The organism is Massilia sp. 2TAF26 (assembly GCF_052115005.1).
GTDB lineage: Bacteria > Pseudomonadota > Gammaproteobacteria > Burkholderiales > Burkholderiaceae_D > Telluria.
Genome location: NZ_JBFRFV010000025.1, coordinates 32270 through 57064 on the forward strand (window position 1 = coordinate 32270; position 24795 = coordinate 57064).

A 24795-nucleotide genomic window follows, 5' to 3' on the forward strand; every position below is an offset into this window, starting at 1 on the left:
GGCGCGCTTGGCATTTTTCGGTTAATCTCTGCACCTCATCTGCAGTATAAGAAAGGAAACACCGTGTCGAATCAACTAACACGCCGCCTGGCCCTGCTGGACGACGATGCCCACCGCGGCCTGCTGTTGCAGGGCCTGCGCGGCATCGAGCGCGAAACCCTGCGCGTCGACAGCCGGGGCCATCTGGCACGCACGCCTCATCCGGTGCAACTCGGCTCGGCCCTGACGAATCCGCAGATCACCACCGATTACGCCGAAACCCTGCTCGAATTCATCACCCCGGCCGAGCACGACATCGGCCTGGCGATCAACCGCCTGGACGCCATCCACCGCTACGCCTACAGCAAGCTGGGCGACGAGATGCTGTGGAGTCAGTCGATGCCCTGCGACCTGCCGCCCGAGGAAGAGATCGAGATCGCCTGGTACGGCACCTCGAACATCGGCATGCTCAAGCACGTCTACCGCCGCGGCCTGGCGCTGCGCTACGGTAAGGCCATGCAATGCATCGCCGGCATCCACTACAACTACTCGCTGCCGGAACAGCTGTGGACCCTGATCGCCCAGAGTGAGGGCATCATGGAAGAGCGCCGCCATGCACTGCGCGACTTCCAGTCCGAGAGCTATATTGCGACGATCCGCAACTTCCGCCGCTACAGCTGGCTGCTGATGTACCTGTTCGGCGCCTCGCCGGCGCTGGCCAAGGGCTTCCTGCGCGGCCGTCCGCACCAGCTCGAAACGCTGTCCGACGACACCCTGTACCTGCCGTACGCGACCAGCCTGCGCATGAGCGACCTGGGCTACCAGAACGACGCCCAGTCCGGCCTGCGCCCGCACGAGAACAGCCTGGAAAGCTACGTCACTTCGCTGATGGACGCGGTCAACCGCCCCTACCCGCCCTACGCCGAGATCGGCACCAAGAAGGATGGCGAATGGGTGCAGTTGTCGACCAATATCCTGCAGATCGAGAACGAATACTATTCGACGATCCGTCCGAAGCGCGTGATCCGCACCGGCGAGCGCCCGGTACAGGCGCTGTGCAACCGCGGCGTGCAGTACATCGAAGTACGCTGCCTGGACGTCGATCCCTTCGAGCCGGTCGGCATCGCGCTGGAAACCGGCCGCTTCCTGGACGCCTTCCTGCTGTTCTGCGCGCTCGAGGAAAGCCCGAAGATCAATGCGATGGAAGGACAGGTCCACGCGCGCAACTTCGCCCGCACCGTGAAGGAAGGCCGCCGCCCGGGCCTGACCCTGACCCGCGACGACCAGGAAATCCCGCTGCAGGACTGGGCGCTGGAGCTGATCGAGCGCATCCGCCCGCTGGCCGAACTGCTGGACAACGAGCACAATTACAAGGGCGCCCACCTCGATTCGCTCGAAGCCCAGAAGGCCAAGGTGCTGAACCCGGCGCTGACGCCCTCGCACAAGGTGCTGGAAGCGGTGCGCGACCTCGGCTCCTTCGCCAGATTCGGCCTGCAGCAGAGCGAACTGCACGCCCAGGCCTTCCGCCTTGAGCCGCTGATGCCGGCCGAGGTGGCCGTGTTCGACGAGATGGCGCAGGCTTCGCTGGACGAGCAGCGCCAGATCGAGCAGGTCGATACCGGCAGCTTCGATGATTTTGTTGCTGCTTATAACAGCAGTACACTGTGCTGTAATAGCTGACGCAATGCCGTCGTTCCGGGCAATGCCCGGAACCCACGTCATGAATCGGAAAAGCCCGAGCGGGCCGATCTCGTCGTTGCCGAGCTGAGCCGGCGTGGCCTGGGCCAGATCGTCACGCCGCACGGGGTGCCGCTGGTGTCGCTGGAGCGGGTGCACACGCCGCGCTACCTGCACTTCCTGCGCAGCGCCTGGAGCGAGTGGCTGCACCTCGATCCGCGCAATGCCGAGCGCGACGCCCTGCCCTCGGTATGGCCGATCCGCACCCTGCGCCACGACGTCGAGCCGGACAGTTTCGCGGCCCGCCTCGGCCTCTACTCGATGGATGCAAACACCCCGCTCACCGCCGGCACCTGGGTCGCGGCCAAGACCGGCGCCGATTGCGCCGTCAACGCGGCCCACGCGCTGCGCCTCGGCGAGCACGGCAGCTTTGCGCTGACCCGTCCGCCCGGCCACCATGCGGGCGCCGATTTTTTCGGTGGCTACTGCTTCCTGAACAATGCCGCGCTGGCGGCCCAGCACCTGCTGGACGACGGCCTGCAGCGCGTCGCCATCCTCGACCTCGACTACCACCACGGCAACGGCACCCAGAGCATCTTCTACCGCCGCAAGGACGTGCTGTTCGCCTCGATCCACGCCGATCCGCGCCAGGACTATCCCTACTACCTCGGCCACGCCGACGAGCTGGGAGAGGCGGAAGGCCTGGGCTACAACATGAACCTGCCGCTGCCGCGCGGCGCCGGCGCCGCCCAATGGTTCGCGGCGCTGGAGTCGGCCTGCCTGAAAATGTCGATGTTCGCGCCGCAGGCGCTGGTGGTGTCGCTGGGCGTCGACGGCTTCGGAGGTGATCCGCGCTCGCACTTCGCCCTCGGCAGTGCCGATTTTCTGCGCATCGGCGAGCGCATCGGCTATCTCGGCCTGCCCACCGTGTTCGTGTTCGAAGGCGGTTCCGTCGTGCCCGAGCTCGGCATCAACGTGGTCAACGTCCTCGAAGGCTTCGAGACCGCGGCCTGAATCCGCAACAATCGTTTAAAGAAACAAACAAATGATTACTTGGCAATGGAGCGGCTTCGACGGCCTGACGGTCGCGCAGCTGTATGCAATGCTGGCGCTGCGCCAGGAAGTGTTCGTGCTCGAGCAGACCTGCCTCTACCCGGACATCGACGGCCTCGACCCAGGCGCCCATCACCTGCTCGGCTGGCGCGACGCCGGCGGCAAGCCGGAACTGGTGGCCCACCTGCGCTGCCTGGCGCCGGGCGCAAAGTATGAGGAGATGTCGATCGGCCGCGTGGTCACCAGCCCGGCTGCGCGCGGCGGCGGCCTCGGTCGCGAGCTGGTGGCGCAGGGCATCGCGCTGGCGCGGCAGCTGCACCCGGGCCACGCGATCCGCATCGGCGCCCAGGCCCACCTGGAGCGCTTTTATGCCGGCTTCGGCTTCGTCACCATCTCCGAACCGTATGACGAAGACGGCATCCTCCACGTCGACATGCTGCTGGCCGCAACCTGAGGCCGACTACTGCCGACTACTTGAGGTGGCCCGACTTGGCCGGGTCCGGCATCAGGAAGGCGACCAGGCAGGCAATCGCGCACATGATGCTGACGTACCAGTAGAAATACGGCTCGTGGCCGGCTTGCTTGAACCACAGGGCCACGAATTCGGCCGAGCCGCCGAAGATGGCGTTGGCGATCGCATACGACAGGCCGACCCCGAGCGCGCGCACCTCCATCGGGAACATCTCGGCCTTGACCAGTCCCGAGATCGAGGTGTACAGGCTGACGATCGCCAGCGCGCAGAGGATCAGGACCCCGGCCATCAGCGGGCTGCCGACGCCGCGTAGTCCGAACATGATGGGCGCGGTGAAGATCGTGGCCAGGCCGCCGAAGGCGATCATCGAGGTTTTCCGGCCGATGCGGTCCGACAGCGCGCCGAAGGCCGGCTGCATCAGCATGTAGACCAGCAGGCAGACCGTCATCACGCGGCTGGCCGTGAGGGTAGTCATGCCGACCGTGTTGACCAGGTACTTCTGCATGTAGGTGGTGAAAGCGTAGAAGATCAGCGAACCGCCCGCCGTGAAGCCCAGCACGGTGACGAAGGCGCGCCCGTGGTGGCGCAGCAGCGAGCCGACACTGCCGGCCTGCTCGCTCTTGCGCTCCGATTCGGTGGTGGTCTCGTGCAGCGAGCGGCGCAGGTAGAGCGAGACCAGGGCCGCGGCGGCGCCGACCACGAAGGGAATCCGCCAGCCCCATGCAACCAGTTCGTCGTGCGACAGGAACAGTTGCAGGATGCCCAGCACCAGCAGGGCCGCCAGCTGGCCGCCGATCAGGGTCACGTACTGGAAGGAGGCGAAGAAGCCCTTCCGGCCCGGCTCGGCCACCTCGCTCATGTAGGTGGCGCTGGTGCCGTATTCGCCGCCCACCGACAGGCCCTGGAACAGGCGCGCCACCAGCAGCAGCGCCGGCGCCGCCGTGCCGATCGTCTTGTAGGTCGGCAGCATCGCGATCATGAGCGAGCCGCCGCACATCATCAGCACCGAGATCATCATCGAGTTACGGCGGCCGTAGCGGTCGGCGACGCGGCCGAACAGCCAGCCGCCCACCGGACGCATGAGGAAGCCGGCGGCGAAGATGCCGGCGGTGTTCAGCAACTGGGTGGTGGGATTATCTTTCGGAAAAAACGCCGACGAAAAATACAGCGCGCAGAAGGAATAGATGTAGAAGTCGAACCACTCGACCAGGTTACCCGACGAGGCGCCGACGATGGCGAAGACCCGCTGGCGTGAGGTCAGGTCGTGGATTGCATGCGCTTCTGATGTGTCCATTGTTGTCATTGCTTCCTCCGGGATGGTCCATCGAAACCTCGGCAGCAGCTGGACGACTTCCCGGACGGGTCCGCCAAGGCCAGCGCGGCCAGGCAAACTTAGCATAATAGCTATCCGCAAATCGTGGCGCGCAGGAGACAGGCGGCCCGATCAGAAGGTGATCACGAAGCGCGCCCCGCGCCCCACCGAACGGGCGTGGCGCACCGTGCCGCCGTTCTCGTGCACCAGGTGGCGCACCATCGCCAGGCCGATCCCGCCGCCCTGTTTCTTGGTCGTAAAGAAGGGCGTGAAGATGTGCGCGGCCAGGCCGTCCGGCACGCCGGGACCGTCGTCGCTGACTTCGATGCGCAGGCGCGCGCCGCGCACCAGGCGCGCCGTGACCCAGGCATTGCCGGGCTCGCCCTGGCCGCCGGTGGCCTCGAAGGCATTCTTCAGCAGGTTGATCAGGGCCTGCTCGAGCTGGCCGGGGTCGGCCATCAGTTCCAGCGACGCTGGTTCGACCGAGAGGCGGACCTCGCCGCCGCGCGCGCGCCAGCCCGGGCCCACCAGCGCGGCGACGCGTTCGAACAGCGCATCCAGCCGCACCCGCTCGGGCCGCGCGGCCGGCACGTTGGACAGGCTGCGGTAACTGGCCACGAAGTCGACCAGGCTGTCGGCGCGGCGCCGGATCGCGTCCAGCGCGGTGCTCAGGTCCAGGCCCACGTCTTCCGGCAGCGCGCCGCGGAATTCGCCCAGCAGGCCATAGGCCGTGTGCGACAGCGAGGCCACCGGGGTAAGCGAATTCATGATCTCGTGGGTCAGCACGTGCACCAGCTGGCGCCAGGCGTGCAGGGCTTCGGCTTCGAGTTCGCTCTCGACCGGCATCAGGGCCGCCAGGCGCTGGGCCCTGCCCTGCAACGTGATCGAGGACACCGCCAGCAGCGCACGCTCGGTACCGCGTTCGCTGTCGAAGTCGATCAGCGCGCGGCGCTCGCCCGGCTGCGCCGCCAGCTGGCGATACAGGTCGGCCGGATCGCTGGCGCGGCCCGGCGCCACCAGCTTGCGCGCATTGCCGTTCAGCGGCGCCACCTGGCCTTCGCCGCCGGCGCCGTCGATGCGGAACAGCGCCACCGGCGTGTGTTCGAGGCGGGCTTCCAGCACCAGCGCGTTGTCGACCAGGGCCTGCTGCTCGATCGGCAGGCCGGGCGCGGGCTGCGGCGAAGTGCGCCGCAGGGCGGCCAGGCCTTCCATGCAGCGCCACAGCTGCAGCAGCAGCGGCAGCGCGGCCAGCGCGCACAGCACCGCCAGCCGTGGCGACTCGTGGATGGCGCCGGCGCCGAAGGCCAGCAGGGCGATGCCGGCGGCGGACAGCAATGCGCCGGCCTTCAGCCGGCCTTCAGATGCCATGCTTGCCCAGCTTGCGGTACAGCGCGGCGCGGCTCAGGCCCAGCATGCGCGCCGCCAGGCTGATATTGCCCTTGGCCTTGTCGAGGGCGGCGGCGATGGTCTCGCGTTCCAGCGCGCCGAGGCGGAATGCGCCTTCGTCGTCATCGCCCGCCGCGGCGGCGGTGGCGACTCGCGGGGGCTCCGCCGGCGCCGGCATCGCCAGGCCGAAATCCTCGTAGCGGTACTCGTCCCCGGCCGCCAGGATCACGGCGCGCTCGCAGGCATGGCGCAGGGCGCGCACATTGCCCGGCCAGTGCCATTCGCACAGGCGCTCCAGGGCGGTGGGCGCCAGCTCGCGCACCGGGCGCCGGTACTGGTTCTCGTACAGCGACAGGTAGTGGTGCAGCAGGCCGGGCACGTCGCCGCGCCGTTCGCGCAGCGGCGGCACCCGGATCACGATGGTGTTCAGGCGGAACAACAGGTCGGGACGGAAGCTGCCCGGATCGAACAGGCGGCGTTCATCCAGGTTCGTCGCGCTGACGATGCGCACGTCGATCGCCTCCGGACGGTCGGCGCCGATCGGCGTGACTTCGCGCCGCTCCAGCGCCGTCAGCAGCTTGGCCTGGCTTGCCAGCGGCATGTTGCCGATCTCGTCGAGGAACAGGGTGCCGCCGCGCGCCGCCTGGAAGCGTCCGGCGCGGTCGCTGCGGGCATCGGTGAAGGCGCCCTTGCGGTGGCCGAACAGTTCGCTCTCGAAGGTCGATTCCGGCAGCGCGCCCATGTCGACGGCCAGGAAAGTGGCGTCGGCGCGGCCGGATGCCGCATGGATCGCGCGCGCCACCAGTTCCTTGCCGGAGCCGTTCTCGCCCAGCACCATCACATTGGCTTCGGTGGGAGCCACGCTGGCGATCATCGCCTTCACGTCGCGCATCGCGCCCGAATCGCCCATCAGGCCACTGGTAGCGCCACCGCCGGCGGCCGCGGCGCGGCGCGCCAGCGCACTGTCGACGGCGGCGGCCAGGCGCGCATTGTCCCAGGGCTTGGTGATGAAGTCGCCGGCCCCGCGTTTCAGCGCCTCGACCGCCAGCGGCACGTCGGCATAGGCGGTCATGGCGATCACGGCGGGCGGATGCGCCAGCCCGCGCAGGCGGTCGAGCACCGCCAGGCCCTCGGCGCCGTCGATGCGGCCGGGGGTGAAGTTCAGGTCGAGCAGCACCACATCGGGCAACTGCGCCGGCACGCCGGCTTCGAGCAGGGCGTTGAGGCGGGCGGGATCGTCGAGCGTCGTCACCCGGCCATGCCGGCGGCGCAGCAGCATCTGGGCGGCACAGGCGACGTCGATGTCGTCGTCGAGGATCAGGATGTGGGCGGTATCGGCCATTGATCTGTAAAGGATGATCCGTCGTCCCCGCGCAGGCGGGGATCCAAGTTTGCATGCGCTAACGGAACGCTGACAGAACTTGGATCCCCGCCTTCGCGGGGACGACGAGGTAGTTGCCATTCTAGCAGCGCCACACTCGACAGGCGACCAGCCGCGGCCACCTGTCCGCAAGCGCACATGCATAGCTGTCCGAATCCGGACAGCCAGGCACCGGACAAGCGGACAAACGGCCGAAAACAGGCCGAAACAGGCCTGGCACGGCGCTTGCAAAAGGGATCACATCATCGTTCACAGAAGCGCATCGTCATGGATCACATTCCTCCTCCCGCCGTCACCGGCGCCGCCATGGACACCGTCGTCCCCAAACGGCGCGGCCGCCTGCTGGCGCGCATCGGCATCGCCGTCGCCGTGACGGCGGCGCTGGCCTGGGCCGGCTGGCAGTTCGTCCCGCACGGGCTGCAGGTGGCCACGCGCGACGTGCGCCTGGCCCGGGTCGAACAGGGCGTGTTCCGCGACGACATCGTGGTGCGCGCCACCGCCGAGCCGCTGAATTCGATCATCCTCGACTCGGTGGAAAGCGGCCGCGTGGAAGAGGTGTTCGCCAAGGACGGCCAGGCCGTCAGGAAGGGAGATTTGCTGTTCCGCCTGTCGAACCCGCAGCGCAACCTGGAGCTGCTGGCGCGCCAGACCGAGTACTCGCAGCAGATCTTCAACGCGGCCAACCTGCGGGTGGCCCAGGAAGCGGTGCGCACCGACCACCAGCGCCGCCTGTCCGACCTCGAATACGCGCTGAGCCAGGCCGACAAGCAGCATGCGCGCAACAGGCGGCTGGCGGCCCAGGGCTTCATTTCCGCGGTGGCGCTGGAAGAGTCGGCCGACAAGCTGGCGCAGCAGAAGCGCGCGCTGGACGAAGAGAAGCGCGCCGTCGCCACCGAGGAACAGGTGCGCGGCCGCGCGCTGAGCCAGATGGACACCGCCCTGCACGGCCTGCAGTCCGGCCTGCAGCTGGTCAGCGCCACCGTCGACGCGCTCGCCGTGCGCGCACCAAGCGACGGCGTGCTGACCGACTTCCGCATGCTGGTCGGCCAGACCGTGCGCACGGACCAGCACATCGGCCGCATCGACGACCCGCGGCACTTCAAGCTGAGCGCCCAGGTCGACGAGTTCTATCTCAGCCGCCTGACGGTCGGCCGGATCGGCAGCGTGACCCAGGACGGCAAGACCTATGGTTTGCGCGTCGCCACCGTCTACCCGCAAATCAAGGAAGGCCGCTTCACCGCCGAGATGGTGTTTACCGACGGCCAGCCCGAGGTGATCAGCCCGGGCCAGAGCATGGACACCCAGCTGACCCTGGGCGAGCCGGCCAAGGCCATGCTGCTGCCGAACGGCGCGTTCGCGAACGACACCGGCGGCAGCTGGGTGTTCGTGGTGGGCCGCGACGGCGAAAGCGTCGCGAAGCGCAGCGTGAAACTGGGACGCCGCAACAATGCCCAGGTCGAGGTGCTGTCCGGCCTGGCCCCGGGCGAGCAGGTCATCATTTCCAGCTATACGCCGTTCGGCAAGGCCGAGCGGCTGCAATTGACGAAGTAAACTCCAACCCAACACTGAACAGAACAGGGAATCCAAGATGCTCAAACTCTCAGGCGTCAGCAAGATCCACCACGCGGGCGAAGTCCAGACCACCGCCCTCGACCGCATCGACCTCGACATCGCGGCCGGCGAATACGTGGCCATCACCGGACCGTCCGGCTGCGGCAAGTCGACCCTGCTCAGCGTGCTCGGCCTGCTGGACGTGCCGTCCTCCGGCGAATACTGGTTCGAAGGCCAGAACGTGGCCGGCTGGAGCGAGGCGCGCCTGAATGCGCTGCGGCGCGGGAAGGTCGGCTTCATCTTCCAGAGCTTCAACCTGATCGAGGAACTGTCGGTGTACGAGAACGTCGAGCTGGCGCTCGAATACACCGGCACCCCGGCGGCCGAACGCAAGCGCCGCGTACAGGAGATGCTGCAGCGCCTGGGCGTGGCGCACCGCGCCGGCCACCGTCCCTCGCAGCTGTCGGGCGGCCAGCAGCAGCGCGTGGCGATCGCGCGCGCGCTGGTGGCCGGCCCCGCCATGCTGCTGGCCGACGAACCGACCGGTAACCTCGACACCGCGCACGGCGACGAAGTCATGCGCCTGCTGCGCCAGATTAACGCCGAAGGCACGACGGTGGTGATGGTGACCCACTCGCCGGCGCATGCGGCCCAGGCCTCGCGCACCCTGCACCTGCTGGACGGCCGCGTGGTGGTCGACGCCCTGCAGGCGGCGTAAGGAGCGGAACATGAAGATCAACCTGCGGGACTTCCGCATCGGCTGGCGCCTGCTGGTCAAGGAACCGGCCTTCTCGGCGGTCGTGATCCTGGGCCTGGCGGTGGGCTTCTGCGCCTGCTTCCTGCTGCTCGGCTATGTGAATCACTCGCTGTCCTACGACCGCCACGTGCCGCAGCGCGACAACGTCTACCGTTTGATGTCGCGCTGGAACATCAGCGCCGTCGGGGAAGGCTGGAGCAACGCCGTCAGCCTGCCGGCACGCGACGCCGCCATTGCCAGCGGCCTGCCGCTGCAGGCCAGCGCCTTCCTGCAGCGCGACATCAACGTCAGGATCGGCAACCACGTACAGACCATCACGATGGCCGCGGTCGACCCCGACTTCCTCACCATCTTCCAGCCGCGGATCCTGGCCGGCGACCTTGCCTCCGCGCTGGCGCGTCCGGACGCGCTGGCCGTGAGCCGCGAAACCGCAATCAAGCTGTTCGGCACGCCCGACGCGCTCGGCAAGAGCGTGCAGGTGGGCGGCCGCCCCTACCTGATCCTGGCGGTGCTGGAAGACCAGCCGACCGCAAGCACCCTGCCCTACGATGCCCTGGCCAGCACCGGTACCACGATCTGGACCGAGGAATACCGGCAGCTGGTGACGAAGAACTGGGGGTCCTCGCACGGTCCCACCTACGTCAAGCTGGCGCCGGGCGCCGACCCGCAGGCGGTGACGGAGGCGGTGCGCCGCGCCATGCTGGCCTCGAACTTCTTCAAGCAGATGACGCCGGAACAGGTGGCCTCGCTGAACGGCCACGACCTGATCGAGTTCCGCCTGGGTTCCCTGCCCGACGCCTACCTCGACCCCGACGTCAGCGAGCGCTCCGACATCCACGGCGACCGCAAGACCATCTTCGGCCTGGCCGCGGTGGCGTTGCTGATCCTGGCGCTGGCCGCCACCAACTACGTCAATCTGGCCACCGTGCGCACCCTGCGCCGCCAGCGCGAGATCGCGGTGCGCAAGGTGCTGGGCGCCAGCGCCGGCGCCGTCAGCCGCCAGTTCCTGGCCGAATCCGTGCTGGTATGCCTGATCGCCACCGCCATCGGCCTGCTCATGGCCTGGCTGCTGCTGCCGGTGTTCGCCGACCTGGTGCAGCGCAAGCTGGACCACATGTTCACTCCCGTCTCGCTGGGCCTGTCGCTGCTGCTGGGCGTGCTGCTGGGCGTGCTGGCCGGCGCCTACCCGACCTGGTCGGCGCTGAAGGTACGCCCGACCTCGGCCCTGTCCGGGCGCGGCAACGTCGAAACCGCCGGCGGCCTGTGGCTGCGCCGCACCTTGACCGTGCTGCAGTTCGCCACCGCGATGGGCCTGACCGGCATGACCCTGGCGGTCGCCTGGCAAACCCGCTACGCCAGCAGCCTCGACCCGGGCTTCGATCCCGCGCCGCTGCTGATCGTGGAAGCCCCCGACGACATGCGCAACCCGAACGTGCACGCCTTCCGCGACGCGCTGGCGCGCCTGCCGGGCGTGAGCGGCGTGGCCGAAAGCGGCACGCGGGTCACGGTCAACATGAATGGCACCTCGCTGCAGCGCGAGGGCGGCGCCCCGACCCAGCTCAACTGGCTCAACGTCAGCCCCGAGTTCTTCGGCGTGTACGGACTGAAGCCGGTGGCCGGCCGCCTGTACGACGCGGCGCGCGACACCGTCAACGACCGCGACAAGGTGGTGATCAACGAAGAGGCTGCGCACAAGCTGGGCTTTTCCAGCGCCCGGGATGCGATCGGCAAGATCATCCGGGAACCCGACGGCCAGCGCGCCAAACAGGTGATCGGCGTGGCCCCCGACATCCGCCACCGCTCGGCGCACGAACCAATGCAGGCCTACGTCTATTACGTGTCGCCGCGCACCGGCACCTTCACCATCCGCAGCGACCGCGACCTGGAGACGGTACGCCACGCGATCGAGGACATGTGGCCGCGCTGGTTCCCGAACGACGTGCTGAACGCGGAGCGCATGGACAGCATCTACGCCGGCACCTATGCCGACGACCTGCGCCTGGCCAAGCTGCTGGCCGCTTCGAGCGTGATCGCGACCGCGATCGCCGCCTTCGGCATCTACGTGCTGGCGGCCTACAGCGTGCAGCGGCGCGCCCGCGAGATCGTGCTGCGCAAGCTGTACGGCGCCGGCAATACCGCGGTGGGCGGCCTGGTGATGCGCGAATTCCTGGTGCTGATCGGCGCCGGCGCCCTGCTCGGCCTGCCGCCGGCCTGGCTGGCGATGCAGCACTACCTGGCCGCCTTCACCGAGCGCGCGCCGATCGGCGCCTGGACCATCGTCGGCGCCCTGCTGGTGGCCGGCGCGGTGGCGCTCGGCTCGACCCTGCGGCATACGCTGGCGGCGGTGCGGATCCGGCCGGCGCTGGCGCTGCGCGAAGGATAAGGGCGGCATGCACATGAAAATGAACCTGCGCGATTTCCGCATCGGCTGGCGGCAGCTGGTCAAGGAGCCGGCATATTCGGCGGTGGTGGTCCTCGGCCTCGCGGTCGGCATCGCCGTGTGCTTCCTGCTGCTCGGGTACGTAGCCCATTCGTTCTCCTATGACGAGAACGTGCCGGAACGGGAGCGCGTGATGCGGCTGATGCAGCGCTGGAACGTGGCCGCAGTCGGCAACGACTGGTCCGATTCCATCAGCCTGCCGGCGCGCGACGCGGCGCTCGCGAGCGGCCAGCCGCTGCTGGCCAGCGCTTTCATCGACTACAACCTCGATGTGCGCGCCGGCGATGTCGTCGGCACGGTCATGGTGGCCCTGGTCGACCCCGACTTCCCGAAGATTTTCGCGCCCAGGGTGCTCGCCGGCGACCTGCACGCCGCCCTCACCCGGCCCGACGCACTGGCGCTGACCAGGGAGGCCGCCATCAAACTGTTCGGACGCGCCGACGTGGTCGGCAAGACCGTGCAGAACGACCGCCGGACCTATGTTGTGGCGGCGGTGCTGGCCGACCAGCCGGCCGCCACCACCCTGCCCTACGATGGGCTGGCTTCGACGTCCGGCACGATCTGGCCGTCTCTGAAGAATTTCAGGAATGCCTGGGGCGGCGTGGCTGGCCGCGCCTACCTGAAGCTGCTGCCGGGCGCCGATCCGCAGGCCGTGCTCGACGCCGTGCGGCGCGGCCTGAACCAGTCGCCGCTGGTCAGGCGCGACTACGCCGACCAGGTGGCGGCGCTCGGTGGGCGCGACCTGATCGAGTACAAGCTCGGGCCGATCGCCGACGCCTATCTCGATCCCGACCTGAAGGAAAGCTCGCAGATCCACGGCGACCGCCGGGCGATGCTGGGGCTGGCCGCGGTGGCGCTGCTGATCCTGCTGCTGGCGGCGGTCAATTACGTCAACCTGGCCACCATCCGCACCCTGGCGCGCCAGCGCGAAATCGCGATGCGCAAGGTGCTGGGCGCGTCGGCGCAGGCGGTGGCGCGCCAGTTCCTGGCCGAATCCGTGCTGGTATGCCTGATCGCCACCCTGCTCGGGCTGCTGCTGGCCTGGCTGGTGCTGCCGCTGTTTTCCGACCTGGTACAGCGCCGCTTCGACACGATGTTCAGCCCCGGCGCACTGGCGGCGGCGCTGCTGTTCGGGGTGCTGCTGGGCGTCGCGGCCGGCGCCTGGCCGACCTGGTCGGCGCTGCGGGTGCGCGCCAGCGCCGCGCTGGCCGGCCGCGGCGGCAGCGAAACCGTGGGCGGCCTGTGGATGCGGCGCTCGCTCACCGCGCTGCAGTTCGCCGCTGCGATGGGCCTGACCGGCACCACGCTGGCGGTGGCCTGGCAGACGCATTACGCCAGCACCCTCAGCCCCGGCTTCGATCCGCGCCCGCTGCTGACGCTACCCGCCGGGAACGACATGCGCGACCCGCGCATGCGCGCCTTCCGCGACGAAGTCCTGCGCCTGCCCGGCGTGGCAGGGGTGGCGGAAGCGAACATCCCGGTCACCTCCAGCAACAACATCACTTCGCTGCGCCGCGAGGGCGGCCAGGCCATCGATCTCAACCTCTACGCGGTCAGCCCGGAGTTCTTCGATGTGTATGGACTGAAGCCGCTGGCCGGCCGGCTGTACAGCCCTGCGCTGGACCGGATCAACGAAACGGACAGGGTGGTGATCAACGCCTCGGCGGCGCGCAAGTTCGGCTTCGCCAGCCCGCAGGAAGCGGTCGGCAAGATGCTGGGAGGGAGCGACAAGGACGACCAGCAGATGCAGATCGTGGGCGTGGCGCCGGACATCCGGCACCGTTCGGCGCGCGAAGGCGAGCAGCCGAGCGTGTTCTACCTGCGCGACCGGGTGCGGATCCTGACCATCCGCTGCAGCGGCGATCCGGTGGCGGTGCGGCACGCGGTCCAGGACCTCTGGCCGCGCCACTTCCCGAACGAGCCGGTCGACGTCGTGCACATGGACCGCTTCATCGTCGACCAGTTCTATGCCGACGACCTGCGCCTGGCCAAGCTCTTGGCCGCATCGAGCGTGATCGCGACCGCGATCGCCGCCTTCGGCATCTATGTGCTGGCGGCCTACAGCGTGCAGCGGCGCGAACGCGAGATCGTGCTGCGCAAGCTGTACGGGGCGAACGGCGCGGAGGTCGGCGGCCTGGTGCTGCGCGAGTTCGCGCTGCTGGTCGGCGCCGGTGCCCTGGTGGGCTTGCCGCCGGCCTGGATCGCCCTGCAGCGCTACCTGGCCGGTTTCACGGAGCGGGCCCCGGTCGGCGCCTGGACCATCCTCGCGGCGCTGCTGCTGGCCTTGCTGGTGACGCTGGGCTCGACCCTGCGCCACACGCTGGCCGCGGTACGGATCCGGCCGGCGCGGGCGCTGCGCGAGTGAGACGGGAACGTGGCGTCAGCAGGTGACGCCGCAGACCTTGACCAGCTCGAGATCGAATACCAGGTCGGCGTTCGGCGGGATGCTCGCGCCGAAGCCGGAGGAACCGTAGCCGATGACGGCCGGGATCACGATGGTGCGCTTGCCGCCCACCTTCATGCCCTGCACGCCCTGGCTGAAGCCTTCGATCACGTTGGCGCCGACGATGAATTCGAAGGACCCCTTGCCGACGCTGCTGTCGAACTGGGTGCCCTTGTTGCCGGCGGCGGTGGCGCTGTACAGCCAGCCCGTGTAATTGACCAGCACGTGGCTGCCCTTGGCCGCTTCGGCGCCGGTACCGGCAGTCTCGGCGACGATCTTGATGGTGGCGGCCGGGTTGGTCGTGTTGCCGCTGCCGGAATCGCCACCGCCGCCGCCGCAGGCGGTCAGGCTCAACATGGCGGCGAAGGCGGCGGCCAGCGGGAAGGACAGTTTCATGGTGCTCCTTGCAGAATCGGTTGAAGTTTAACTAAGGAAACTTCGACCATACCAAGGAGTCGCCATGGCTGTCTATGCGAAATTTGTACGGCTTTGTCGTCGCGCCGTCCTCAGATTTCGACTTGCGTACCCAGCTCGATCACACGGTTGGCCGGGATCTGGTAGTAGTCGGCCGCCGTGCGCGCGTTGCGCTGCATGAGCACGAACAGGTGCTCGCGCCACGGCATCATGCCCGATCCCGGCACCGAGATCACGGTCTGGCGCGCGATGAAGAAGGAGGTTTCCATCATCTCGAATTCGAGGTGCTGGACGGCGCACAGGCGCAGGATGTCCGGGATGTCGGCTTCGTCCTTGAAGCCGTAGCTGACGTTCAGCTGGAAGCAGTTGTGGCCCAGCGCGATCACCTCGACCTGTTCGGCTTCCGGCACGTAGGGCTCTTCGCGGATGTGCACCGTCAGGAACACCACGCGCTCGTGCAGCACCTTGTTGTGCAGCAGGTTGTGCAGCAGTGCGTGCGGCACGCCGTCGGTTTCGCCGCGCAGGAAGATCGCGGTGCCGGCCACGCGCGTGGGCGGGCCGACGAACAGCGACTGCAGGAAGTCGTCGAGCGGGATCGCATGCTTTTCCAGGTTCTCGAACACCAGTTCGCGGCCGCGCTTCCAGGTCAGCATGATGGTCAGCAGGACCACGCCGATCACCAGCGGGAACCAGCCGCCGTGCAGCAGCTTCAGGGTGCTGGCCGAGAACAGCATCACGTCCATGACCATGAACAAGCCGGTGGAGCCCAGGCAGACCCACAGCGGCAGGTGCCAGCGGTAGCGGACCACGAAGAAGGTCAGGAAGGTGGTGATGAACATGGTGGCCGTCACCGCGATGCCGTAGGCGCCGGCCAGTTTATCGGACGAGCCGAAGCCGACCACCGCGGCCAGCACCGCCGCCAGCTGCAGCCAGTTGACGGCCGGGATGTAGATCTGGCCGATCTCGCTTTCCGAGGTGTGCATCACGCGCATGCGCGGCAGCAGCCCAAGCGCGATGGCCTGCTTGGTCATCGAGAAGGTGCCGGAGATGGTGGCCTGGGAGGCGATCACGGTCGCCACGGTCGACAGCAGTACCAGCGGCAGCACGCTCCAGCTGCCGAGCTGGCGGAAGAACGGGTTTTCGATCGCTTCCGGATGGGTGATCAAGAGGCCGCCCTGGCCGAGGTAGTTCAGGGCCAGCGCCGGGAACACGATCATGAACCAGGCGAAGCGGATCGGCTTCTTGCCGAAGTGGCCCATGTCGGCGTACAGGGCTTCGGCGCCGGTAAAGGCCAGCACCACCGCGCCCAGCGCGATGAAGGCGATCATCCGCTCGCGCAGCATGAATTCGAAGGCGTGCAGCGGGTTCAGCGCCTGCAGGATCATTGGTGCCGCCGCAATGTTGATGATGCCCATGATCGCCAGCGCGGCGAACCAGACGACCATCACCGGACCGAAGAAGCGGCCGATGCCGGCAGTGCCGTGGCGCTGCACGCTGTACAGGATCACCAGCACCACGATGGTCAGCGGCACCACCCATTGCTCGAGGCCCGGCGTGGCCACTTCCAGGCCCTCGATCGCACTCAGCACGGAAATCGCCGGCGTGATCACGCTGTCGCCGTAGAACATGGTGGCGCCGAACACGCCGAGCAGCATCAGCGCGTAATGCAATCGCGACGTGCGTGTCACCGAGTTCAGGGCCAGCGCCATCAGGGCCATGATGCCGCCCTCGCCGCGGTTGTCGGCGCGCAGGATCAGGGTCACGTACTTGAGCGAGACGATCATCGTCAGGCCCCAGAAGATCAGGGACACGATGCCCAGCAGGTTCGGGGTCGTCAGGACCAGGCCGTGGGTGGGGTCGAAGATGGTCTTCAGCGTGTACAGCGGGCTGGTGCCGATGTCGCCGTAGACGATGCCGACTGCGGACAGGGTCAGCGCCGCGAGGCTGCTTTTCTTGTGTTGCTCACTCAAGATTTCACCATGACTTGTTTTGGTGCGTTGCACAATAGAATAATGAACATGGAAAGACAAGCGAAATTGCGTCTTTCGAGGACGCTATTGTCTCAGCGAATAGGAAAATGGCAAGCCATCAGCAGGCTCGGACGAGTTCAAGGATAATGACTTCCCCGTAACCTGTCCGCACGATCCATGAGTACCGGCATCCTGTCCGCCGCCCTTGCCTTCCTTTGCTGGGGTCTGTTTCCCTTGTATTTCCACGCCATCGGCGACGTCCCGCCCGTGCAGATCCTGGCGCACCGCATGCTGTGGTCGCTGCTGTTCCTGGTCATCGTGCTGGCCGTGCGCCGGCAATGGGCCTGGCTCGACCTGGTGCGCAAGCCGCGCGTGTTCGGCAGCTTCGTCGCCTCGGCCCTGCTGCTGAGCGTGAACTGGCTGATCTATATCTGGGCGGTCAACAACGGCCACGTGATCGAAGCCAGCCTGGGCTATTTCATCAATCCGCTGGTCAATATCTCGCTGGGCTACCTGCTGCTGAAGGAACGCCTGCGGCGCACGCAGTGGATGGCCATCGGTGTCGCCGCGCTGGGCGTGGCCTGGCTGACCTGGCAGGCCGGCACCGTACCCTGGATCGCGCTGGCGCTGGCGCTGTCCTTCGGCGGCTACGGCCTGATGCGCAAGACGGCGGCGCTGGGCGCACTGGAAGGCCTGTCCTTCGAGACCATGGTCCTGTTCCCGCTGGCGGGCGCCTACGTCGCCTGGCTGACCCTGCACGGCCAGAACGCCTTCATCAACACGGACTCGAACACCACCCGTGTGCTGCTGATGGCGGCCGGGCCGATCACCGCGATCCCGCTGCTGCTGTTCGCCTCGGGCGCTCGCCAGATCCCCTTGTCCGTGCTGGGCCTGCTGCAATACCTGTCGCCGACGCTGCAATTCCTGCTCGGCGTGTGGATCTTCCACGAAGCCTTCACGGCCGACCGCCTGGTCGGCTTCGCGCTGATCTGGCTGGCGCTGGCCCTGTTCGCAGCCGAAGGCCTGCTGCGCCGCCCGGCCACCGCGGCAAAAGCCTGAATAATTCGGGGTCAGAGCACTTTTTCGAGCAATTTCCTGAATTCGGGGTCAGAGCACATTATCAGGCCGGCTTCCGAGTGACGCCCAGCCGAAAATGTGCTCTGACCCCGATTTTTTACAGTATCCTGTCGTCCTCTCAACGCATTACTCAATTACTACATGGCCAATTACGTCTACACCATGAACCGCGTGGGCAAGATCGTCCCACCGAAACGCCAGATTCTGAAGGACATCTCGCTGTCCTTCTTCCCAGGCGCGAAGATCGGCGTGCTGGGCCTGAACGGCTCCGGTAAATCGACGCTGCTGAAGATCATGGCCGGCATCGACACCGATATCCAGGGCGAAGCGCGCCCGATGCCGGGTCTGAACATCGGCTACCTGCCGCAGGAACCGCAGCTGGATCCGGAAAAGACCGTGCGCCAGGAAGTGGAAAGCGGCCTGGGCGAAGCCTTCGAAGCGCAGGCCAAGCTGGAAGCCGTGTACGCCGCCTATGCGGAAGAAGACGCCGATTTCGACGCCCTCGCCAAGGAGCAGGAGCGCCTGGAGTCGATCATCGCCGCGGCCGACGGCGGCAACCTGAACCTGCAGATGGAAATGGCCGCCGACGCGCTGCGCCTGCCGCCGTGGGACCAGAAGATCGGCGTGCTGTCGGGCGGTGAAAAGCGCCGCGTGGCGCTGTGCAAGCTGCTGCTCTCGAAGCCGGACATGCTGCTGCTGGACGAGCCGACCAACCACCTGGACGCCGAATCGGTCGAGTGGCTGGAGCAGTTCCTGCTGCGCTTCCCCGGCACCGTGGTCGGCATCACCCACGACCGCTACTTCCTCGACAATGCCGCCGAATGGATCCTGGAACTGGACCGCGGTTCGGGCATCCCATGGAAGGGCAATTACTCGTCCTGGCTGGACCAGAAGCAGGCGCGCCTGAAGCAGGAAGAAGCGACCGAATCGGCGCGCCAGAAGGCGCTGCAGAAGGAACTCGAATGGTCGCGCCAGAACCCGAAGGCCCGCCAGGCCAAGTCGAAGGCTCGCCTGGCCCGCTTCAACGAGCTGAGCGAATACGAATACCAGAAGCGCAACGAGACCCAGGAGATCTTCATCCCGGTCGCGGAACGCCTGGGCAACGAAGTCATCGAGTTCAAGAACGTCAGCAAAGCCTTCGGCGACCGCCTGCTGATCGACAACCTGTCCTTCACCGTTCCGCCGGGCGCGATCGTCGGCATCATCGGCCCGAACGGCGCCGGTAAGTCGACCCTGTTCAAGATGATCGCTGGTAAGGAGCAGCCGGACAGCGGCGAAGTCGTGATCGGCCAGACCGCGAAGGTGTCGCTGGTCGACCAGCACCGCGACGAGCTGGCGAACAACAAGACCGTGTTCGAAGACGTCACCGGCGGCGCCGACATGCTGAGCGTCGGCCGCTTCGAAATGCCGTCGCGCGCCTACCTCGGCCGCTTCAACTTCAAGGGCGCGGACCAGCAGAAGGTGGTCGGCAACCTGTCGGGCGGCGAACGCGGCCGCCTGCACCTGGCCAAGACCCTGCTGCAAGGCGGCAACGTCCTGCTGCTGGACGAACCGTCGAACGACCTCGACGTCGAAACCCTGCGCGCGCTCGAAGATGCTCTGCTGGAATTCGCCGGCAGCGTGATGGTGATCTCGCACGACCGCTGGTTCCTGGACCGTATCGCAACCCACATCCTGGCCTTCGAGGGCAACTCGCAAGTCACCTTCTTCAACGGTAACTATCAGGAATACGAAGCCGACAAGAAGAAGCGTCTGGGCGAGGAAGGCGCGAAGCCGAAGCGTATCCGCTACAAGCCGCTCAGCGCTTAAGCTAACTGCGTCGAATCAGTAGTATTTGCGCCACAAAAGCTCCCTACGGGGAGCTTTTTTTCGTCCGCAAACAGGTGCGGACGACGTTTTGGGCCATGCTGGCGCTTGATTGTCGCAGTGCGCGCGCCGCAATTTTCGCGCGGAAATGGATCGGCCCTATGCACATCTCATGTGTAGAATCGGGCGTCCTTGAGATCGGCTCACGCCACGATCATTCATGACACGTTACCGCGATAACCGCGTTCCCGGCATGACCTACTTTTTTACGGTACGGCTGCTGGACCGGAATAGCACTTTGCTGACAGACCATTTCTCGGCGTTTGGCGAAGCCATGCGCCAGGCACGGATCCGCAAGCCCTTCCACGTCGATGCCTGGGTAGTATTGCCCGATCACGCCCACGCGATCTGGACCCTGCCTCCCGGCGACCACGATTGCGCCACCCGCTGGCGCGCGGTCAAGATCGCCTTTTCGAAGGCCCTGCACAAGACCGGACTGGCACTGGCCGGCGCGGCCGACGCCACGATCTGGGAACGCCACTACCGCGACTACCGCGTCGGCGACGACGACGAGTACGCGGCCCTGGTCGACTACGTGCACAGCAACCCGATGCGGCACGGCTTCTGCCAGCAGGCGGCCGAGTGGCCATGGTCTTCGCTGCACCGCTTCGTCGCCGCCGGCTTCGATGCGCCGCAGCCGCCGCTGGCGCCGCCGCCCTGGATGCCGCCGCTGCATGCGCCGGCACGGGTGCCGCTCTGAGCGGCGCACAATAAAAAAACGGAGCCCGAAGGCCCCGTTCTTACCCTAGGAACTGCAACTACAAGTTTAGAAGTTGTAGTGCGCGCCAACAGTCCACACGTTCGACTTGGCGCCGATATCCTTCTCCTTGCCATAACGCTCGTATTCGGCGGTCAGGGCAACTTGCTGGTTCAGCTTGTACTGCACGCCCAGGGCACCGTAGGCGCCGGTATCGTTGCTCGACAGGTTCAGGCCGGCGGTGTTCAGCTTGCGCTCGCTGTGTTCGACACCGACTTTGCCGTATGCCGAGAACTGCTCGTTGATCGGCATCGTTGCCTTGGCGGCCACGTAGTAGCTGTCGCCCTTGGTGTTGCCGTTGGCGAAGGTGTTGGTACCGAAATCGGTGTAGCCGGCTTCAGCAGCCCAGGTGCGGTTGAATTCGTAGCCGCCGTAGATCTTGCCGTTGGCCTTGTAGTCGTCCAGCTGCTTGTTCTTGGCGGAGCTGACACCGACGCCGACGTAGGCGTGCGGGTTGTCGGTGAAGTTCTGGGCTTGTGCTGCGGACATGGCGGCAGCGCCTGCGATCAGTGCAACGATGAGCTTTTTCATATTCGGCATCCTTTATCTGGTTCGTCTGATTCGCGATGTAAAGTGCATCGCGATGTAGCCAAGATAACAGTGCCAAATCCTCAAGTCAGTGCCCATTTCGTAAGAACTGTAATCAGATGTTACTAAATGACCCGTTATTCAGTAATAAAATGGGCGATATTGACAGCGGTTGTATATAAATTAGGCGATGTAACGAAAAGTGAGGTTGAGCCTGGGTCCTATCGGTTTTGCAGTCTTGTTGATGCCGTGCAGCCAGTGCTGCTGGAGAGCACCGGCCATCAGCAGCAGGTTGCCGTCCGCGAGATCGAATTTGACGGTGCGTTTGCTGCGCTTGTGGCGCAGGATGAAGGTCCGGGTGGCACCGTAGCTGAGCGAGGCGATGACGGGTCGCGGGCCCAGTTCCGGTTCGTCGTCGCTGTGCATGCCCATGCTGTCGTCGCCGTCGCGGTAATGGTTCAGCAGCACGCTGTTGTAGCGGTGGCCGGTGGCGGCTTCGACTGCGCTGCGCAATTGCTCGAGCAGCGGCGTCATCGGCAGTGCCTCGAGGCGCAGGCCGGAATAGGTATAGCTGGCCTCGCCATACCAGGCCGTCAGGCGCGGCTGCAGGTGGCGCTTGCCGTACACGACGATGGTTTCGTGGCGCCAGGCGGTCTCGCGCAACAGGCGCGCGAAGACCTCGGCATTCGGGATCGGCAGGGGCAGCCGGGACAGCAGCGCCAGCTCGCCATCCTCGATCGGAATCGGCTGCAGGCCGGTATCAGGAGAAAACAGGTCCATCGAGACAATACGACAATGTGAAAGCTATGATGGCGGGATCCCATCGACAGGACATTTTCGCATGAACAAACGCCAGTTCCTCGGCGCGGCGGCAGCGGCCGGCGCCTTCCCGCTCGCCGGCCGGGCCGCCGCCGCTTCCCTGCCGGCCCTGCCGGACGGACCGGCCCTGCTGACGGTCACCGGCGCGCTGGCCCACAGCAACCGCGGCCCCTTCGATCCGGTGCTCGACCAGATGATGCACAAGCACGGCGTCGGCTTCCGCAAGGCCTGGGTGTTCGACGAGGCCGCCCTGCGCGCCCTGCCCGCGCTCACGATCCGCCCGACCCTGGAATACGACGGCAAGACGCATGCGCTGCGCGGTCCGCTGCTGACGGACGTGCTGGCGCGCGCCGGCGCCAGGCTGGAGGACAAGACGGTGCTGGTGCTGCGCGCGGTGGACGGCTACAACGTCGAGCTGCCGCTGGCGCAGGCGCGCGCACGGCGCTTCATCCTCGCCACGCACGTGGATGGCAAACCGATGCCGCTGGGGGGATTGGGACCGCTATGGGCGGTGTATGACGCCGACCGGGTGCCGGAGATGGCCGCGCTGCCGCTGCCGCAGCGCTTTGCGGCTTGCCCTTGGGCTTTGTATCACGTTGAAGTGCGCTGACGCGTCATTCCCGCTTTCGCGGGAAGGTCGGTCAGGCGTAGGCTTCCGCCAGGCTCATCACACGCGGCGTGACGGTAATGCCGAAGTTACCAAACAAAGTATCCAGCGCCGCCAGGTTGCCGGTGCATTCCTCCATCTTCCAGCCCTTGAACAGATCGGTGCCGTCTTTCTGGAAGTGCAGGTCGAGCACCTTGCCTTTGTCTTTATGGATATAGCTCTGCTGGAAGGTATTCTGGAAACCAAGTTCCTGCAGCGCAGCCAGCACGGCATTCGGCGGATTGTCGGGGTCGGTGGCCAGGAAGACGCCGAAGGTCTTGCCCGGCGGTTTGGCGGCGACATCGACTTCGTAAATGCCCGGCGCTTTGGTGACGCTGGTACTCTTCAAAAACAGCATGCGATCCTCCATGGTCGTAGGTTGCCCAGCTTATTGCACTATGGGAACTTTGTCGACGGAACGATGTTGAATTTTTGCTCTAGTGCAACAGCAGACCGACCGCGCTGCCCGCGACCAGGGCGCCGCAGGCCAGCATGCCGATGACGAAACCGGCTTCGCGCTTGCTCGGATCGCGGTAATAGCCCAGCGCGTACAGGACGCGTCCCAGGCACCACAGCAGGCCGCCGGCCGCCGCCCAGGTATCGCCCAGATACGTCCCGCACAGCCACAGCGGCGCCAGCACCAGCGGCAGCTGCTCGAGGGTATTGGCCTGTACCCGTTGCGCGCTCTGGAAGGGCAAGGGGCCGTCCATGCCGGGCGCCGGCACTTTGTATTTTGCCCTTGCCACACCGGCCATCACGCCGGTCCAGAAATAGACGCCGAGCACGGCCAGCGTGGCCCACGCGGTCAGATGCATGTCACCTTCTCCATGAATAAGAAAAACTTATGCTTAATATCAGGCCCGGCCAGCGTGCTTGCGCCGCGCGAGGTCCCAGGTAGCGCCGGCCAGAGCTTCGTAGAGCACGCCGGTGGCCGGGTCCCAGTCCTCGACGGCGGCCTGCTGGCGCGCCACGGTGGCGGCGTCGCCGCGCGCGATCGGTCCGGACAGCGCGGTCTCCGCTCCCAGCCGGAACACATTGGCCAGGGTCTCGGTGGCCAGCGGCCGCGCCAGTTCGCGCGCCACGTCCTCCGGAATCCCGGCCGCCTGCCAGGCGCGCAGGGCGGCGTCGAGCACCGTGGTGAGGTAGTTCGAGGCGAACACCGAAGCCGCGTGATACACGGTCTTGGCGCTGGCATCGATCGCCACCATGCGCGCGCCGATGCTCGCAAAGGCCGGGTTCAGTACTGCCAGCGCATCGGCGTCTCCTTCGACGCCGCAGAAGGTGCCGTCGAAAGCCTCGGCCACCTGGCGCGGATCGGCGAAGCTGCGCACCGGGTGCATGCTGGCGGCCACGGCGCCGGCGGCGCGCAGCGGCTCCAGTTCAGTGGAGGCCTTGGCGCCGCTGCAGTGGAACACCACCGCGCCCTGCCACCCGCCACGTGAAGCCAGCAGGCGCGCGACCTCGCCGATGCTGTCGTCGGATACGGCCAGCATCCACGCGGAAGCCGGACGCAGCGCCTCGGACGACGCGACGGCGCGACCGGCGCCGATGAAATCCACCGCCGCCTGCGCGCTGGCCTGCGAGCGGGCCAGCACATCCTGCACCTCGAATACGCCGCGTTGATAAAACAGGCGGCCCAGCGCGCGGCCGACGTGGCCGCCGCCGACGATGTTCAGGGTGGCTGTCATCAGAAGCGCGAGCCGGGCTGGCGCAGGAATTCGATCTCCTCCGGCGTCGATGCGCGGCCGAGGATCTCGTTACGGTGCGGGAAGCGGCCGAAGCGCGCGATCACGCCACGGTGACGGTGCGCATAGTCGAGCATCTCGTCGAAGCCCGGGTGTTCGGCGGCCAGGTTGGTGAACAGCTCGACCGCGCGCTCCTGCATGTACGCATCCTCGGCATGCTCGAAGGGCATGTAGACGAAGGCGCGCTGCAGGGGCGGCAACTCCTTGTGCGCGCCGCTGTCGACCAGCTGGCGCGCGCAAGCCAGGGCCAGCGTATCGCCGGCGAAGGATTGCGGCGTATTGCGCCAGGCATTGCGCGTGAACTGGTCGAGCACCAGCAGGCGCGCGAGCACGCCTTGCGGTCCTTCTGCATCCCACTCGCGCAGGCCGCCGGCGATGGCCTGGTCGATGGCCGTGCCGAAGCGCTGCCTGATCCGGTCGTCGAAAGCGTCGCTCTTGACGAACCATTCGCGGCGCGGTCCGCAAGCAATCTCGCTGCCGGGGGGACCGAACCAGAAATCGAGTACTTCCTGGGCTTTCATC

The 24795-nt window shown here is 66.8% G+C and carries 21 protein-coding genes and 1 pseudogene; 11 read left to right on the forward strand and 11 right to left on the reverse strand.

Annotation, left to right across the window (positions count from 1 at the left end; translation table 11 throughout):
* Window positions 1-63: 63 nt before the first annotated feature.
* The 3 genes and pseudogenes from gshA (at window position 64) to AB4Z32_RS21220 (ending at window position 3163) form a co-directional block, all read left to right on the forward strand.
* A complete protein-coding gene (gene gshA, locus AB4Z32_RS21210) occupies window positions 64-1659 on the forward strand; it encodes a glutamate--cysteine ligase (protein WP_442123855.1) in 1596 nt (531 codons plus the stop codon).
* 48 nt (window positions 1660-1707) lie between these two features.
* Window positions 1708-2670, forward strand: a pseudogene (locus AB4Z32_RS21215) (histone deacetylase family protein); the annotation flags it as partial.
* A 31-nt stretch (window positions 2671-2701) separates the two neighbouring features.
* Entirely contained in the window at window positions 2702-3163 is a 462-nt protein-coding gene (locus tag AB4Z32_RS21220; RefSeq protein ID WP_442123856.1) for a GNAT family N-acetyltransferase, read from the forward strand.
* Window positions 3164-3179: 16 nt separating this feature from the next.
* Here the strand turns inward: AB4Z32_RS21220 and AB4Z32_RS21225 are convergent, their stop codons facing one another.
* From AB4Z32_RS21225 to AB4Z32_RS21235, 3 genes are all read right to left on the reverse strand, one after another.
* Window positions 3180-4484 (reverse strand): MFS family transporter, encoded by a 1305-nt coding sequence (locus AB4Z32_RS21225; protein WP_442123857.1) that lies wholly within the window; start codon window positions 4482-4484, stop codon window positions 3180-3182.
* Between the two features lie 141 nt (window positions 4485-4625).
* Window positions 4626-5861, reverse strand: coding sequence for a sensor histidine kinase (locus tag AB4Z32_RS21230; RefSeq protein ID WP_442123858.1), 1236 nt, complete (start codon window positions 5859-5861; stop codon window positions 4626-4628).
* Window positions 5851-7221 carry a sigma-54-dependent transcriptional regulator gene (locus AB4Z32_RS21235; RefSeq protein ID WP_442123859.1) on the reverse strand — a complete coding sequence of 457 codons (1371 nt, stop codon included), beginning with the start codon at window positions 7219-7221 and terminating at the stop codon, window positions 5851-5853. The genes AB4Z32_RS21230 and AB4Z32_RS21235 overlap by 11 nt, the downstream gene beginning before the upstream one ends.
* A gap of 306 nt (window positions 7222-7527) precedes the next feature.
* Here AB4Z32_RS21235 and AB4Z32_RS21240 point away from each other — a divergent pair, with 306 nt between their 5' ends.
* From AB4Z32_RS21240 to AB4Z32_RS21255, 4 genes are read left to right on the forward strand one after another with little or no spacing between them, the layout of a single operon-like run.
* The gene (locus tag AB4Z32_RS21240; protein ID WP_442123860.1) at window positions 7528-8811 is read left to right on the forward strand and encodes an efflux RND transporter periplasmic adaptor subunit; all 1284 of its coding nucleotides are present in this window, start codon (window positions 7528-7530) and stop codon (window positions 8809-8811) included.
* A 37-nt stretch (window positions 8812-8848) separates the two neighbouring features.
* A complete protein-coding gene (locus AB4Z32_RS21245) occupies window positions 8849-9529 on the forward strand; it encodes an ABC transporter ATP-binding protein (RefSeq protein WP_442123861.1) in 681 nt (226 codons plus the stop codon).
* A 10-nt stretch (window positions 9530-9539) separates the two neighbouring features.
* A complete protein-coding gene (locus AB4Z32_RS21250; protein WP_442123862.1) occupies window positions 9540-11951 on the forward strand; it encodes an ABC transporter permease in 2412 nt (803 codons plus the stop codon).
* Window positions 11952-11958: 7 nt separating this feature from the next.
* Window positions 11959-14373, forward strand: a complete 2415-nt coding sequence (locus AB4Z32_RS21255) for an ABC transporter permease (protein ID WP_442123863.1) — start codon at window positions 11959-11961, stop codon at window positions 14371-14373.
* A gap of 15 nt (window positions 14374-14388) precedes the next feature.
* Here AB4Z32_RS21255 and AB4Z32_RS21260 read toward each other — a convergent pair whose 3' ends face one another.
* Together AB4Z32_RS21260 and AB4Z32_RS21265 are read right to left on the reverse strand one after the other, a co-directional pair.
* Window positions 14389-14847 carry an FKBP-type peptidyl-prolyl cis-trans isomerase gene (locus AB4Z32_RS21260; protein WP_442123864.1) on the reverse strand — a complete coding sequence of 153 codons (459 nt, stop codon included), beginning with the start codon at window positions 14845-14847 and terminating at the stop codon, window positions 14389-14391.
* A gap of 110 nt (window positions 14848-14957) precedes the next feature.
* Window positions 14958-16835, reverse strand: coding sequence for a potassium transporter Kup (locus AB4Z32_RS21265; RefSeq protein WP_442123865.1), 1878 nt, complete (start codon window positions 16833-16835; stop codon window positions 14958-14960).
* A 177-nt stretch (window positions 16836-17012) separates the two neighbouring features.
* Here AB4Z32_RS21265 and rarD point away from each other — a divergent pair, with 177 nt between their 5' ends.
* The 3 genes from rarD (at window position 17013) to AB4Z32_RS21280 (ending at window position 20478) form a co-directional block, all read left to right on the forward strand.
* Window positions 17013-17894 carry an EamA family transporter RarD gene (gene rarD, locus AB4Z32_RS21270; protein WP_442123866.1) on the forward strand — a complete coding sequence of 294 codons (882 nt, stop codon included), beginning with the start codon at window positions 17013-17015 and terminating at the stop codon, window positions 17892-17894.
* A 159-nt stretch (window positions 17895-18053) separates the two neighbouring features.
* Complete coding sequence (gene ettA / locus AB4Z32_RS21275) at window positions 18054-19721, forward strand: energy-dependent translational throttle protein EttA (protein ID WP_442123867.1); 1668 nt, start codon at window positions 18054-18056, stop codon at window positions 19719-19721.
* 217 nt (window positions 19722-19938) lie between these two features.
* The gene (locus tag AB4Z32_RS21280) at window positions 19939-20478 is read left to right on the forward strand and encodes an REP-associated tyrosine transposase (protein ID WP_442123868.1); all 540 of its coding nucleotides are present in this window, start codon (window positions 19939-19941) and stop codon (window positions 20476-20478) included.
* Window positions 20479-20544: 66 nt separating this feature from the next.
* On the opposite strand, the gene AB4Z32_RS21285 is transcribed toward AB4Z32_RS21280, so the two are convergent.
* Window positions 20545-21066, reverse strand: coding sequence for a porin family protein (locus tag AB4Z32_RS21285; RefSeq protein WP_442123869.1), 522 nt, complete (start codon window positions 21064-21066; stop codon window positions 20545-20547).
* Between the two features lie 180 nt (window positions 21067-21246).
* Complete coding sequence (locus AB4Z32_RS21290) at window positions 21247-21843, reverse strand: alpha-ketoglutarate-dependent dioxygenase AlkB family protein (RefSeq protein ID WP_442123870.1); 597 nt, start codon at window positions 21841-21843, stop codon at window positions 21247-21249.
* A 61-nt stretch (window positions 21844-21904) separates the two neighbouring features.
* Between AB4Z32_RS21290 and AB4Z32_RS21295 the strand changes: the two genes are divergently transcribed.
* Window positions 21905-22492 carry a molybdopterin-dependent oxidoreductase gene (locus tag AB4Z32_RS21295; RefSeq protein WP_442123871.1) on the forward strand — a complete coding sequence of 196 codons (588 nt, stop codon included), beginning with the start codon at window positions 21905-21907 and terminating at the stop codon, window positions 22490-22492.
* A gap of 31 nt (window positions 22493-22523) precedes the next feature.
* On the opposite strand, the gene AB4Z32_RS21300 is transcribed toward AB4Z32_RS21295, so the two are convergent.
* The 4 genes from AB4Z32_RS21300 to AB4Z32_RS21315 all read right to left on the reverse strand — a co-directional run bounded on the left by AB4Z32_RS21300 (window position 22524) and on the right by AB4Z32_RS21315 (window position 24794).
* The gene (locus tag AB4Z32_RS21300; protein WP_442123872.1) at window positions 22524-22886 is read right to left on the reverse strand and encodes a hypothetical protein; all 363 of its coding nucleotides are present in this window, start codon (window positions 22884-22886) and stop codon (window positions 22524-22526) included.
* Between the two features lie 79 nt (window positions 22887-22965).
* Entirely contained in the window at window positions 22966-23343 is a 378-nt protein-coding gene (locus tag AB4Z32_RS21305; protein ID WP_442123873.1) for an MAPEG family protein, read from the reverse strand.
* 39 nt (window positions 23344-23382) lie between these two features.
* Window positions 23383-24216 (reverse strand): Rossmann-like and DUF2520 domain-containing protein, encoded by an 834-nt coding sequence (locus tag AB4Z32_RS21310; RefSeq protein ID WP_442123874.1) that lies wholly within the window; start codon window positions 24214-24216, stop codon window positions 23383-23385.
* On the reverse strand, window positions 24216-24794 hold the full coding sequence (locus AB4Z32_RS21315) for a DUF924 family protein (RefSeq protein WP_442123875.1): 579 nt from the start codon (window positions 24792-24794) through the stop codon (window positions 24216-24218). The genes AB4Z32_RS21310 and AB4Z32_RS21315 overlap by 1 nt, the downstream gene beginning before the upstream one ends.
* Between the last annotated feature and the right edge of the window lies 1 nt (window position 24795).